The following is a 12,764-nucleotide window of genomic DNA, read 5'->3' as shown; positions in this document are numbered from 1 at the left end:
CCGCACCGGCCCGCTCCCGCCCCGAAGTTCGGATCGATCAGTAGCCGAGGCCCTTCTTCGACTCCATCACGGCCTTCGGATCGTCGGCCTGCGTGTAGAGCTTGGATTCGGTCTGGATCCACTTCTTCGGCATCGTGCCGTCCTTCTTGAAGGCCTCGAGGGCGTCGAAGGCCGGGCCGGCCATGTTCGGCGTCAGCTCGACGGTGGCGTTGGCCTCGCCGGCGGCCATCGCGGCGAAGATGTCCGGCACGGCGTCGATCGACACGACCATGATGTCGGTGCCGGGCTTCAGGCCCGCTTCCTTGATCGCCTGGATGGCGCCGACCGCCATGTCGTCGTTATGGGCGTAGACGGCGCAGATGTCCTTGCCGCCGTTCTCGGCCTTGATGAAGCTCTCCATGACTTCCTTGCCCTTGGTGCGGGTGAAGTCGCCGGTCTGCGAGCGCGTCAGGCTGATGTTGGACTTGCCGGCGATGGCCTCCTCGAAGCCCTTCTTGCGAGCGATGGCGGGCGAGGAGCCGGTGGTGCCCTGCAGCTCCACGACCTTGCAGTCCTTCGATCCCACCTGCTTCACGAGATAGTCGCCGGCGACCTTGCCCTCGTGGACCTGGTCGGAGGTCACGGCGGTCAGGTAGAGCGAGTCGTCCTTGGTCTCGATGTTGCGGTCGAGCAGAACCACCGGGATCTTGGCTTCCTTGGCCTCGGCCAGCACGTCGTCCCAGCCGGTGGCGACGACGGGGGCGAGCAGGATCGCGTCGACGCCCTGCGCGACGAAGGAGCGGATCGCCTTGATCTGGTTTTCCTGCTTCTGCTGGGCGTCGGCGAACTTGAGGTCCACGCCGCGCTTCTCGGCTTCCTGGCGGGTCACCGCCGTCTCGGCCGCGCGCCAGCCCGATTCGGAACCCACCTGCGCAAAGCCCACCACCATGCCGGCGGCCATGGCCGGCGTGCCGAGAAGCGTCGCGAGCGCAAGGCCTGCTGCGATCCTGCGAAGTGTCGTCATCGTCTTTCCTCCCAGAAAGTCCGGCCCGGCCGGTCGTCACGCCTCCGGCATCCGCACCGGAGACATCACCACGGGACGCCGCTTTCGAAAAGCCGCGCCCGCGAAGGTTGATCGGTCGCGAGGTGCAACCTCGCGAATAACTCATACAAGTTCGATCGGGCGGCTTGTGTCAATGTGGTTTCGGTGTGCCGCATGATGCGGTGCGGCACTCGCGGGCTCGATCCATCCGTTTACGGCGCTTTCGCTGCCTCGCCCCGTCGAACCCGTCTCGAAGCGGCGGCGGGAGGCAGGCTCGCTTCGGCAAGAAGCCCCGCTACCGACCCGACCCGGTGCTGCCGATGGCCCCGTTGCGGGATACCTGGCGACAGCCAGCGGCGACCGAGCAACTGCCGGTCTTCAAGGCGTCGGCGATCGCGTGGGCGAACTTGCGCGTCGCCGCCGGCGTCGGGTGCGATCGATCGGTGTAGTCGTCCTCGGTGAGGCCGAGGACGGCGGCCGCGTCGAAGATGCGCATGCCATGGATACCCAAGGCTTCGAGCCGGGCGCGCTCGGGGCCGAAATGCTCGTTTCGAAGCGCGGGGTCGAGGCTTTCGGCGCGGGACGGAAACAGCCAGACGTCGAAAGACCCGCCGAACGACGGGGAGAGACGCTCGAGGTCGGCATAGGCGTCGCCGTCGGGCACCTTCATCTCCGGCTGGATCGGCACGTCGGCCTCGAAAAGCTGCTTTTGAAGGAAATGGACGAGCGCGGAGACGGGCGGATGGCGCGGATGCGCCATCTCGGTGCGCCAGGAGGAGACGCCGGCAAAATCGTTCGAATTGACGACGAAGACGATGCGATCGACGGACGCCACGACCTGCGGATGATCGGCCAGGTAGTGGAACTCGTTCTGCAGCCGCCAGCTGGCCGCACCGATCGGCCAGACGGCGGCCCCGGTCGCCTGTTCCAGCTGGGGACCGAGGCGTTCGGTCTGCCGGTATCGGTTGCCCCCCATGACGATGCTGTCGCCGACGAGGAGCACGTCCGTCTCGTCGGTGGCCCGGAAGGGACGCGCCGTGCCCATGCTGAGTTCGTTGAAGACCCAGTCGTTGCCGTTCAGGAACGAGCCGTGCTGGTTCGGCTTCGGAATGTAGCCGATGCGGTTGTCGGCATCGTACAGGGGAACGTCGATCAGCCCCGCCTGCCGAACCGCGACTTCGCCGGCGACGGGCAGGAGGACGATCAACCCGGCCAAGCCATAGAAGAGTTTCCGCATGTTTCCCCCGTCTGGGGAAAGGATGCTAAGTCCGACTGTCTAAAACTGCCAACAATTCCTAGTTGTGTCCGCCGATTTCTTTCGGCGGCTGAAGATCTCGTTCAACGGCTGGCGTGCTTCGCGGCACCCAGGATCTTTCTACGGCGTGCCGGCGTCGTCCTCCCGAGGATCAAGGGGAAGGTCGGCATCCCGCGTCCCGTCGCCGATCGGCAACCCGAAGCGGGCGGCGACATCGGGCGCGTAGCGCGGCAGATCCTGGCGAAGGCGCATCAGGGCCAGATCCTTGGACTTGGCTTCCAGCATCACGTCGAACGTCAGCCCCTCGGCCGTGCGCATGAAGGTGGCGAACTCGAACGGATTGCAGAAATCCGCATGGCCGGTGAAGACCGGCGGCACCAGCGACGTCACCTTCTTCTTCGTGACTCGATCGACGCGCACCTGCTCGCGCATCTCGGTGCGCGGCGAGGAGAAGTGCACCTTCGGGCGCACGCCCGAGGGCCAGGTGGCGAGGATCGCTTTGAGCGTCTCGCGCATGTCGGCGCGCTCGGGATTGAGGCACCAGAAATGCTGGTGGTCGAAGATCAGCGGCACGCCCGTGCGCTCGTGGATCCACAGGACGTCGGCGGCCGAGAAGCGCAGGTCGTCGTGCTCCAGCACGAGGCGGCGGCGCACCGGCTCGGGCAGCGTCGCATAGGTCTCGACCCAGCGCGCGCGACTGGCCGCGACGTCGCCATAGGTGCCGCCGACATGGATCACCATCACCGCCTCCGGCGGCTGCTCCATCGCGTCCAGCATCTCGGCCTGCGACAGGAGATCGGCGGTCGAGCGTGCGACGAGCGCCGCGTCCGGGCTGTTCAGCACGATGAACTGCGAGGGGTGGAACGAGAGGCGGATGTCGAGGCGCCGCGCCTTGGCCCCGAAGGCGGCGAGTTCGGCCCGGCTCTCCGACACCATGCCATGGAACTGCGGCATGTCGGGATGGGTGACGTAGGGCGCGATGTCGGAGGCGAGCCGATACATGCGGATGTCCAGCCGGTCGAGCTGGTCGAGCACGGCGTCGAGAAGTTCGAGCGAGACCTTCAGATGCGGCTCGTTTGCCGCGCGCCGCGTGTCGCCGCTCTTCAGCGCGGGATCGCTCAGAAGTTTGACGGGGAAGCCGAAGCGCGCGGGGGCTGGGGTCGGGTCGTTCATGTCCGGGCGATGGGCTTTCGGGCAGGGGGCGGTGGCGGGAACGCGGCGAAGTTTCGTTAAACGCGGGCGGCGGGAGGGGGATGTTCGGCGCATCGTGCACGTCGATGCCGCTCCCGCCGCGCCTCGTCCTAGGCCGCGCTTCAGCGGGGCGACGGCGTGTCCTGCTTCAGGATGCGAGCCAGCGCCTCGTTCAGCTCGTCCTGCTGCGACTGCTGCGAGGCCTGGTCGGCGTCGCGGTCCTGATTGTCGGGCTGGTCCTGCTGGTTGTCGAACTCGTCCTTCGGAATATGGCTCATCGCGGGCGTCCTTAGTTTCGGGGTTCGCGTCCTCAACGCATCGCGGCCCGATCGGCTCCGCTCTCGCATGCGCCGGAGAGGCCGGGAGCGCCCGCACTGGCGCAGAGGGCGCCCGGTCCTGTAACAAAACGATGACACGTCTTGGGGACGAGCGGGGCACATGCACGAATCGGCATGGGAACGGGACGAAGGCGCCGGGCCGAAGCTCGACGGCGAGCTGCGCAGCGCGTTCGGCATCCGCGAGGAGATCGAACGCCGCGTGCGCTCCGGCATTTGGGCGCCCGGCGAACGGCTGACGTCGGAGCGCGATCTCGCCGAGCATTTCGAGACGACGCGCGTGACGCTGCGCGAGGCACTGTCGATGCTGGAATCGGAGGGGCGGCTCTACCGCGAGGACCGGCGCGGCTGGTTCGTGGCGCCGCCGCGTCTCGTCTACGACCCGACCGAGCGCGGCACCTTCGATCGCACCGCGCGGGCGCAGGGGCGCGTGCCCGTCACGCGCCTGCTCGATTTCGCCGTGGTGCCCTGCGCCCCCCGCGTCTCCGCGCTCCTCGCCCTCCCGGTCGGCTTGCCCATCCTGCGCATCCGGCGCCAGCGCTTTCTCGACGGGCGCGCGGTGCTCTATGTCGAGCACCACCTGCAGCCCGACGCCTTTCCCGGCCTCGAGACCGCCGACCTCACCGGCTCGATGACGGAGATCTACGAGCGCGACTACGGCTTCTCCTACGGCGGCATGGTGTTCGAGATCACCACCGTGGGCCTGCACCCCGCGGCGGCCGAGCCACTGCGCATGGCCGTGGGCTCGCCGGGGCTGCTGGTCACCCGCGCCCATGACGACCGCGCCGGCCGGCGCGTCGATTGCGACTTCGAATATTGGCGTCACGACGCCATCCTCGTGCGGGTCGCGGCCTGAGCCGCGCCGTCTTTCATCCAGCCAGGGAATCCCGACGTGCAGGTCTTCGACGGTCACAACGACGCGCTGCTGCGCATTTACCTCGACCGGACGCCGGCGGCGTTCGAGGCGTTCCTCCACGGCGGATCGAACGCCCATATCGATCTGCCGAAGGCGAAGGCCGGTGGGCTCGCCGGCGGGCTCTTCGCGATCTTTCCGCCCTCGCCGATGAACGGCGACATGTTCGACCGCATGAGCGCGGACGGCTATTCGCTGCCGCTGCCCGAGGCGCTCGCGCACCCCGAGGGCGCCGACGCCACGATCGCGATGGCCTCGATCCTCTTCCGCCTGGAGGCGGCCTCGAAGGGCGGGCTGACCGTGTGCCGCACGGTCGCCGAGATCGAGGCGGCGATGGCGCGCGGCAGCTTCGCGGCGGTGCTCCACATCGAGGGCGCCGAGGCGATCGACCCCGAACTGCGGATGCTCGACGTGCTCTTCGCGGCGGGTCTTCGCTCGGTCGGCATGGTCTGGAGCCGCCCCAACCATTTCGCCGAAGGCGTGCCGATGCGCTTTCCCTCCTCGCCCGACACGGGCGCTGGCCTCCACGAGCCCGGCCGGCGGCTGGTGAAGCGCTGCAACGAGCTCGGCATTCTTCTCGATCTCTCGCATCTCAACGAGAAGGGCTTCTGGGAGGTGGCCGAGCTCTCCGACGCGCCGCTCGTCGCCACCCATTCCAACGTGCACCGGATCTGCACGGTGAGCCGCAACCTGACGGACGCGCAGCTGGATACGATCGCGCGCTCGCGCGGCGTCGTCGGGCTGAACTTCGCCACGGCCTTCCTGCGCGAGGACGGGCGCATGGACGCCGACACGCCGCTGGAGACGATGCGCCGGCATCTCGACGCCTTGCTGGAACGGCTCGGTGAGGACGGCGTGGCACTCGGCTCCGACTTCGACGGCGCCACGATTCCGAATGCGATCGGCACCGCCGAAGGGCTGCCGAAGCTCTTCGATCACCTCGCAGCGGCCGGCTACGGCGAGACGCTGCTGGAGAAGATCGCGTTCCGTAACTGGCTGTCGGTGCTCGAGCGCACGTGGAAGGCATGAGGCGATCTCGTCCACAGTTTGTGCACTGCGCTCGCTTGCTCCGTCCTTAAGCATGACATAGCGTTGGGTCTTCCGGCGTCGGGCGGCCTATGAGTGCCCTGCGCCGATCGTCTTCCCATCGAACCGACGAGGTTGCCCGTGTCGCTCCCCAGCTCCCGCCCGCTCGCCCGCAGCCTCCTCGCCGGAACCATGTTTTTCGGCGTCGCGGCTCTCGGCCCGGCGGCGATGGCCGAGACCCCGGCCGACACCCTGGTGATCGCCAACGGCATCGACGACATGAAGTCGCTCGACCCGGCCGAGAGCTTCGAATTCTCGGGGCAGGACCAGATCAACAATCTCTACGAGACGCTCGTCGAGATCGATCCGGCGACGCTGAAGCCCATTCCGGGCCTCGCGGCGAGCTGGAGCGTCTCCGACGACGGGCTGACCTACACGTTCAAGATGGCGGAGGGGCGCAAGTTCGCGTCCGGCAACCCGATCACCGCCGAGGACGCGGCCTTCTCGCTGCAGCGCGTCGTCAAGCTCGACCAGACGCCGGCCTTCATCCTCACCCAGTTCGGCCTGACGAAGGGCAATGTCGAGACCAGCGTGAAGGCGCTGGACGCCTCGACGCTGCAGATCGTCACCGACAAGCCCTACGCGCCGTCCTTCCTCTACAACGCGCTGACGGCCGAGGTCGGCTCGATCGTCGACAAGGCGGTGGTTTCCGAAAATCTCGGCGAGGATTTCGGCAACGCCTGGCTCGACACCCATTCGGCGGGGTCGGGCGCCTACGTGCTGCGCGCCTGGAAGCCGAACGAATCGGTGGTTCTCGACGCCAATCCGAATTTCGGCCACGAGGTGGCGATGAAGCGCGTCTTCGTGCGCCACGTGGTGGAGCCGGCGACGCAGCTTCTGCTGCTGCAGAAGGGCGACGTCGACGTCGCGCGCAATCTCGGGCCGACCGACATCGCGGCGGTGGAGGGCGACGCCAACCTCAAGGTCCAGACCGAGCTGCGCGGTCAGGTCTACTATCTCTCGGGCAACCAGAAGGACGAGATCCTCGCCAAGCCCAAGGTTATGGAAGCGATCAAATATCTGATCGACTATGACGGCATCGCCAACCAGCTCTTGAAGGGCCAGGAGCAGACGCACCAGTCCTTCCTGCCGGCGGGCTTCCTCGGCGCCATCGAGGACAAGTCCTTCAAGCTCGACGTCGCCAAGGCCAAGGCGCTGCTGACGGAGGCTGGCTACCCCGACGGATTCGAGACCGAGATCCTGATCCGCAACGAGAAGGAGCGGGTGGACATCGCGCAGGCGATCCAGGGCTCGCTGGCGCAGGGCGGCATCAAGGCCTCGCTTCGCTCGGTGACGGGCGCCGAGGCGCTGTCGATCTACCGCGCGCGCAACCACAAGCTGACGCTGCAGACCTGGGGGCCGGACTATCCCGATCCCCAGACCAACGCCTCGGTCTTCGCCGCCAATGCCGATAATTCGGACGCCGGCGCGCTCGTCGGCAATCTCGCCTGGCGCAACGCCTATGCGGCGGCCGAGACGACACCGATGGTGGCGGCGGCCGTGGTCGAGAAGGACGAGGCCAAGCGCGCCGCGATGTACGAGGAGATGCAGCGCATCGAGCAGATGAAGTCGCCGATCGCGGTGCTGTTCCAGCGCTCCGAGCAGCCGGCGCTGCGGGCGGGCGTCGACGGCTTCCACACCGGCGGCGCGGTGGCCTCGGCGTTCTACTGGACCGTGACGAAGGCGAAGTAGGCCCTTGCGCCGTTCAGTCTTCGGGGCGGGCGCATGAGCCCGCCCGTTCTCGACGAGCCCGCGCGGGGTCCCGCGCGCGCCCCGACCGGCGGCGGCCTCGGCGTGCCGCGCGCCCTCTCGCGCGGTGCCGGGCTCGTGTTCAGCCTCGCCATCACGCTGTTCGGCCTGCTCTTCGTCACCTTCCTCATCGCCCGCGTCGTGCCGCTCGATCCCGTGCTCGCGGTGGTCGGCGATCGCTCGACGCAGGCGCAGTACGACGCCGCGAAGATCGCGCTCGGTCTCGACCAGCCGCTGCCCGTGCAGTTCGTGCGCTATCTCGGCGACGTCGTGACCGGCAATCTCGGCCGCTCCAACCTCACCTCGCGCCCGGTGGTGGAGGACATCGCGGCGGCCTTCCCCGCGACGCTGGAACTCGCCACGCTCGCGACGTTGATCGGCGTGCTCCTCGGCGTGCCCGTCGGCGTCTTCGGCGCGGTGCACCAGGGGCGCTGGCCCGATCAGGTGATCCGCGTCGTCGGCCTGCTCGGCTATTCCATGCCCGTCTTCTGGCTCGGCCTCATCGCGCTGCTCGTCTTCTACGGCCAACTCGGCTGGGTCGGCGGCCCCGGCCGGCTCGACGTCTCGTTCGAACTCGCCTACGAGTTCGACGTGACGCCCGTCACCGGCTCGATCCTCATCGATTCCGCGCTGTCGGGCGCCTGGGACGTGTTCGGCAACGCGCTGACGCATCTCGTCCTGCCGGCGCTCGTGCTCGGCTATTTCTCGCTCGCCTACATCTCGCGGATGACGCGATCCTTCATGCTCGAACAGCTCTCGCAGGACTACGTCACCGCCGCGCGCGTGAAGGGCGTGTCGGAGCGGCGCGTCGTCTGGGTGCATGCGCTCGGCAATGCGCTCGTGCCGCTCGTCACGGTGATCGCGCTCTCCTATGCCGCGCTCCTCGAAGGCTCGGTGCTCACCGAAACCGTCTTCGCCTGGCCCGGCCTCGGTCTCTACATCACGCAGGCGCTGTTCGCCGCCGACTTCAACGCCGTGCTCGGCGGCACGCTGGTGATCGGCGCCGCCTTCATCGTCCTCAACCTCCTGTCCGACGTCGTCTACACGCTCGTCGATCCGAGGGCCCGATGAGCGCGGGCAAGGGCACCACGGGCTGGCTGACCTGGCTCACCACCGACACGCCGCGCTCGCGCCTGCAGGCGCGCGCCGTCGCGCTCTGGCAGGGGTGGGCGGACCTGCGCGCCAACACGCTGGCGATGATCGGCCTCGGCCTCATCGTCGCGCTCCTGTTGATGGCGGCCTTCGCGCCGTTCATCGCCACGCACGACCCGAACGTCCAGAACCTCAACACTCGCCTGCTGCCGCCCGGTGCCGGCCATTGGCTCGGCACCGACGAGCTCGGGCGCGACGTCTGGAGCCGGCTCGTCTTCGGCTCGCGCGTCACGCTCTATGTGGTCGCGCTCGTCGCCGTCACCGCGCCGGCGCTCGGCCTCGTCATCGGCACCGTGGCGGGCACGCTCGGCGGCTGGACCGACCGGGTGCTGATGCGCGTCACCGACATCTTCCTCGCCTTTCCGCGGCTCATCCTGGCGCTCGCCTTCGTGGCCGCGCTCGGCCCCGGCATCGAGAACGCCATCCTCGCCATCGCGCTGACGGCCTGGCCGCCCTACGCCCGCGTCGCGCGCGCCGAGACGCTGACGGTGCGCCGCTCCGACTACATCGCCGCCGCGCGGCTGCAAGGCGCCGGCACGATCCGCATCATCACCGGCCACATCATGCCGATGTGCCTCTCCTCGGTCATCGTGCGCATCACGCTCGACATGGCCGGCATCATCCTCACCGCAGCCGGGCTCGGCTTCCTCGGGCTCGGCGCCCAGCCGCCGCTCGCCGAATGGGGCGCGATGATCTCGTCGGGCCGCCAGTACCTCCTCACGCACTGGTGGGTGGCGACGATTCCCGGCATCGCCATCCTCCTCGTCAGCCTCGGCTTCAACCTCCTCGGCGATGCGCTGCGCGACATTCTCGACCCGCGGAGCGCCAAGTCGTGAGCGCCGGCGCATCCGAGACCCTCCTCGACGTCCGCAACCTTCGCGTCGGCTTCGACACGCGGCGCGGTCTCGTCGAGGCGGTGCGCGGCGTCTCCTTCACGGTGGGGCGCGAGCGGGTGGCGATCGTAGGCGAGTCCGGCTCCGGCAAGTCGATGACGGGCCGCGCGATCCTGCGCCTCGTGCGCCCGCCCGGCCATGTCGCCGCCGACCGGCTGGCGTTTCGCGGCGCCGACCTGACCGGCCTGTCGGAGCGCGAGATGCGCGCCGTGCGCGGCCGGCGCATCGCCATGGTGATGCAGGACCCGAAATACTCGCTCAACCCGGTGATGCGCATCGACCGCCAGCTCGGCGAGGCGCTGCGCGCGCACCGCCGCATCTCGTCGGGAGACGCGAAGCGCCGCATGGTCGCGATGCTGGAGGACGTGCAGATCCGCGATCCCGAGCGGGTGCTGCGCGCCTACCCGCACGAGCTTTCGGGCGGCATGGGCCAGCGGGTGATGATCGCGATGATGCTGATCCCCGAGCCCGAGCTTCTCATCGCCGACGAGCCGACCTCGGCGCTCGACGTCACCGTGCAGCTGGAGATCCTGCGCATTCTCGACGATCTCGTGCGCGGGCGCGGCATGGGGCTGCTCTTCATCAGCCACGACCTGCGTCTCGTCTCGACCTTCTGCGACCGGGTTCTCGTCATGTACAAGGGCCGCATCGTCGAGGAGATCGAAGCCGTGAACCTCGCCGAGGCGAAGCACCCCTACACGCAGGGGCTGCTTGCCTGCCTGCCGCGCATCGGCGGCGGCCATGAGCCGCTGCCCGTCCTCGACCGCCGACCCGAATGGGCGGGCGCATGAGCGCGCCGCGCATCGAGGTCCGCGATCTCGGCGTCGTCCTCGGGGAGGGGCGGGGCCGGGTGGAGGCCGTGAAGGGCGTCTCCTTCGCGGTCGAGCCGGGCGCGTCCTTCGGGCTCGTCGGGGAATCGGGCTCGGGCAAGTCCACGATCCTGCGCGCGATCTGCGGCCTCGCCCCGATCTCGTCCGGCGAGGTGCTCGTCGACGGCATGCGGCTCGAAGGCCGGCGCGACAAGGCGTTCGCGGCGGAGGTCCAGATGGTGTTCCAGGACCCCTACGGCTCGCTGCATCCGCGCCACACGATCGACCGCATCCTCGCCGAGCCTTTGGCGATTCATGGCCTGGGGGATCGCGACGCGCGCATCCTGAAGGCGCTCGGCGACGTCGGTCTCGACCCCGCCTTCCGCTTCCGCCTGCCGCACCAGCTTTCGGGCGGCCAGCGCCAGCGCATCGCCATCGCCCGAGCGCTGATCCTCGAACCCGCGATCCTGCTGCTCGACGAGCCGACCTCCGCGCTCGACGCCTCGATCCAGGCGGAGGTGCTGAACCTTCTGGCGCGGCTGCGGGTGGAGCGGGGCCTCACCTATCTCTTCGTCAGCCATGATCTCGCGGTGGTCGATCACATGTGCGAGCGGCTTCTGGTGATGCGGGCGGGCCGGGCGGTGGAAGAACTCGGGCAAGGGCGTCTGGCGCGCCGCGACGTCGCCTCAGCCTATGCCAAGGCGCTCATGACGGCGAGTGACGGCTTCGTGCGGCCGACCCCGCGCGGCGCCTGAGGCGGGGTCGCCTCGTTAAGCCTTCCCGGCGAAAAAGACCGGGAGGAAAAATACCCGGCGTTGGACGAAACAAGGCGGAAACAGGGCCGTTGTAGAATGGGACGGTCGCTTGAGACCTTTGGGAGCCTTCGCCGTGCGTGTCGAGACCTTCGTGTCCGTCTTCGTCAACCTCACCGCCCTCAGCCTTCTGGCGGCGGTCGCCATCTTCGGGGTGAAACTCTTCTTTCCCTGATGGCGGGCGGGCTCGCTGTTCGCGTTCGACGAGCCCGCCTTCGTTTTCTGCCGTCCCGAGTCGAAGCCTCTCCATGTCAACCGCGCGACTGAAACCGGCGTGCTGGAGGCCGATCAGCGGCAGAATTCCTGTGGTTGAAGGTCGTCGTCCGGCATGCGGCGTCCCAAACTTCACGTGCGGTGTCTGCCTCGCTGCGTTGCCGATGATCATCGGTACGGCTGCGGCCAAAACTTGCCGACCTCCTGAGTGGTATTCTCTCCGACGCTCGGATCGGATTTCGATGGTCGAAAGACCGGAGAGGCCGTGACGAGCGGCCCGCTGCGGCAGAGACGGACCGGCGCGATCGTCGGGCGATGAACGACAGGCTCCCATCCGGTACGCTGACGACCGCCGAGAACGATCGCGATCGACCTCTTTCATCGGATCGGGCCTTGCGGCACATCGGGGTTTGGGAGCGGGGTCGCGGGACTTTGCGTTCCCCCGTCGGCTGGAAGGACGAGAAGCCATGGCGTCATTCGATCTCATCGTCTTCGATTGCGACGGGGTGCTCGTGGACAGCGAGCTTCTGGCGCGCCGCGCCGTCCAGTCGGTGTATCGGCAGGCGGGGATCGAGGTCACCGGCGCGATGGTGGACGCGATCGTTGGCATGAAGTTCGCCGACATGCTGCGCGGTCTCGAAGAGCGCACGGGCAAGACGCTCGACGCGGCCTACCATCCTCTCTTCTGGACGCAGACGCAGGCGCTGTTCACGGCTCACCTCCAGCCGATGCCCGGCATCGTTGCCTTTCTCGAGGCGTCGGCGACGCCGCGCTGCGTCGCCTCCTCGTCCGACCACGCCCGCATCCGCCATAGCCTGTCGGTGTGCGATCTCGCGCGGTTCTTCGAGCCCGACGCGGTGTTCTCCTCGCATGACGTGGCGCGGGGCAAGCCGGCGCCCGATCTCTTTCTGCATGCCGCACGGCGGCGGAACGTCGATCCCGCACGCTGTCTGGTGATCGAGGATTCGCGCTTCGGCATTCTCGGCGCCAAGGCCGCCGGCATGACCGCCTTCGGCTTCCTCGGCGGCGCTCATCTCGTCGGCGACGCCGGCGAGGCGCTGCGCGAGGCGGACGCCGACTTCGTGGCCCGAAGCTGGCCCGAGATCGCCACACGTCTCGCCGGCTGACGCTGCAACACACCGCTCGCGGGGGGGCACGGCGACGCAAGAGGCAGTCCGGGAACCGGAACCGGTCGCGCAGATGGAATCGTTGCGGTGTCAGGCGCGAAGGCCGGCATTCGGCGACGTATCGAAATCTCAAGCGGTGCCGTCCTGCACCAAATCGCCGTCCGTTCGACGTTCTTGACGAGGTTTTTGACACGTGTAACAGTTGACG

The 12,764-nt window shown here is 68.3% G+C and carries 13 protein-coding genes; 9 read left to right on the top strand and 4 right to left on the bottom strand.

The annotated features are described in order from the left end of the window. Positions 1–37: 37 nt before the first annotated feature. The 4 genes from ytfQ to GGR04_RS02595 all read right to left on the bottom strand — a co-directional run bounded on the left by ytfQ (position 38) and on the right by GGR04_RS02595 (position 3,745). Complete coding sequence (gene ytfQ, locus GGR04_RS02610; RefSeq protein WP_183197545.1) at positions 38–1,003, bottom strand: galactofuranose ABC transporter, galactofuranose-binding protein YtfQ; 966 nt, start codon at positions 1,001–1,003, stop codon at positions 38–40. 313 nt (positions 1,004–1,316) lie between these two features. Continuing rightward, positions 1,317–2,258, bottom strand: a complete 942-nt coding sequence (locus GGR04_RS02605; protein WP_183197543.1) for a hypothetical protein — start codon at positions 2,256–2,258, stop codon at positions 1,317–1,319. A gap of 138 nt (positions 2,259–2,396) precedes the next feature. Next, entirely contained in the window at positions 2,397–3,449 is a 1,053-nt protein-coding gene (uvsE, locus tag GGR04_RS02600; protein WP_183197540.1) for a UV DNA damage repair endonuclease UvsE, read from the bottom strand. 140 nt (positions 3,450–3,589) lie between these two features. Then, positions 3,590–3,745 carry a hypothetical protein gene (locus GGR04_RS02595; RefSeq protein ID WP_183197538.1) on the bottom strand — a complete coding sequence of 52 codons (156 nt, stop codon included), beginning with the start codon at positions 3,743–3,745 and terminating at the stop codon, positions 3,590–3,592. 160 nt (positions 3,746–3,905) lie between these two features. On the opposite strand from GGR04_RS02595, the gene GGR04_RS02590 reads away from it, so the two are divergent. The 9 genes from GGR04_RS02590 to GGR04_RS02555 all read left to right on the top strand — a co-directional run bounded on the left by GGR04_RS02590 (position 3,906) and on the right by GGR04_RS02555 (position 12,556). Continuing rightward, a complete protein-coding gene (locus GGR04_RS02590; protein ID WP_183197535.1) occupies positions 3,906–4,658 on the top strand; it encodes a UTRA domain-containing protein in 753 nt (250 codons plus the stop codon). Positions 4,659–4,694: 36 nt separating this feature from the next. Then, on the top strand, positions 4,695–5,744 hold the full coding sequence (locus tag GGR04_RS02585; RefSeq protein ID WP_183197533.1) for a dipeptidase: 1,050 nt from the start codon (positions 4,695–4,697) through the stop codon (positions 5,742–5,744). 138 nt (positions 5,745–5,882) lie between these two features. Continuing rightward, positions 5,883–7,493 (top strand): ABC transporter substrate-binding protein, encoded by a 1,611-nt coding sequence (locus tag GGR04_RS02580; protein WP_312857386.1) that lies wholly within the window; start codon positions 5,883–5,885, stop codon positions 7,491–7,493. 33 nt (positions 7,494–7,526) lie between these two features. Then, complete coding sequence (locus tag GGR04_RS02575) at positions 7,527–8,621, top strand: ABC transporter permease (RefSeq protein ID WP_183197531.1); 1,095 nt, start codon at positions 7,527–7,529, stop codon at positions 8,619–8,621. Further along, entirely contained in the window at positions 8,618–9,538 is a 921-nt protein-coding gene (gene nikC / locus GGR04_RS02570) for a nickel transporter permease (protein ID WP_183197529.1), read from the top strand. The genes GGR04_RS02575 and nikC overlap by 4 nt, the downstream gene beginning before the upstream one ends. Next, positions 9,535–10,386 carry an ABC transporter ATP-binding protein gene (locus GGR04_RS02565; RefSeq protein WP_183197527.1) on the top strand — a complete coding sequence of 284 codons (852 nt, stop codon included), beginning with the start codon at positions 9,535–9,537 and terminating at the stop codon, positions 10,384–10,386. The genes nikC and GGR04_RS02565 overlap by 4 nt, the downstream gene beginning before the upstream one ends. After that, complete coding sequence (locus GGR04_RS02560; protein ID WP_183197525.1) at positions 10,383–11,159, top strand: ABC transporter ATP-binding protein; 777 nt, start codon at positions 10,383–10,385, stop codon at positions 11,157–11,159. Before GGR04_RS02565 ends, GGR04_RS02560 begins: the two co-directional genes overlap by 4 nt. A 109-nt stretch (positions 11,160–11,268) precedes the next feature. Beyond that, entirely contained in the window at positions 11,269–11,391 is a 123-nt protein-coding gene (locus GGR04_RS24215; RefSeq protein WP_281383019.1) for a hypothetical protein, read from the top strand. Between the two features lie 505 nt (positions 11,392–11,896). Further along, positions 11,897–12,556, top strand: a complete 660-nt coding sequence (locus GGR04_RS02555) for an HAD family hydrolase (protein WP_183197522.1) — start codon at positions 11,897–11,899, stop codon at positions 12,554–12,556. The last annotated feature ends 208 nt before the right edge of the window (positions 12,557–12,764 follow it).

This window comes from Aureimonas pseudogalii (assembly GCF_014196835.1).
In the GTDB taxonomy this organism is placed as follows: Bacteria; Pseudomonadota; Alphaproteobacteria; order Rhizobiales; family Rhizobiaceae; genus Aureimonas; species Aureimonas pseudogalii.
This window is presented reverse-complemented; position numbering and strand designations above follow the sequence as displayed.

What these genes read in the sequence shown, in the direction of transcription:
- ytfQ (WP_183197545.1), bottom strand. Translation starts at nt 1,003, where the DNA reads ATGACGACACTTCGCAGGATCGCAGCAGGCCTTGCGCTCGCGACGCTT.
- GGR04_RS02605 (WP_183197543.1), bottom strand. Translation starts at nt 2,258, where the DNA reads ATGCGGAAACTCTTCTATGGCTTGGCCGGGTTGATCGTCCTCCTGCCC.
- uvsE (WP_183197540.1), bottom strand. Translation starts at nt 3,449, where the DNA reads ATGAACGACCCGACCCCAGCCCCCGCGCGCTTCGGCTTCCCCGTCAAA.
- GGR04_RS02595 (WP_183197538.1), bottom strand. Translation starts at nt 3,745, where the DNA reads ATGAGCCATATTCCGAAGGACGAGTTCGACAACCAGCAGGACCAGCCC.
- GGR04_RS02590 (WP_183197535.1), top strand. Translation starts at nt 3,906, where the DNA reads ATGCACGAATCGGCATGGGAACGGGACGAAGGCGCCGGGCCGAAGCTC.
- GGR04_RS02575 (WP_183197531.1), top strand. Translation starts at nt 7,527, where the DNA reads ATGAGCCCGCCCGTTCTCGACGAGCCCGCGCGGGGTCCCGCGCGCGCC.
- nikC (WP_183197529.1), top strand. Translation starts at nt 8,618, where the DNA reads ATGAGCGCGGGCAAGGGCACCACGGGCTGGCTGACCTGGCTCACCACC.
- GGR04_RS02560 (WP_183197525.1), top strand. Translation starts at nt 10,383, where the DNA reads ATGAGCGCGCCGCGCATCGAGGTCCGCGATCTCGGCGTCGTCCTCGGG.
- GGR04_RS02555 (WP_183197522.1), top strand. Translation starts at nt 11,897, where the DNA reads ATGGCGTCATTCGATCTCATCGTCTTCGATTGCGACGGGGTGCTCGTG.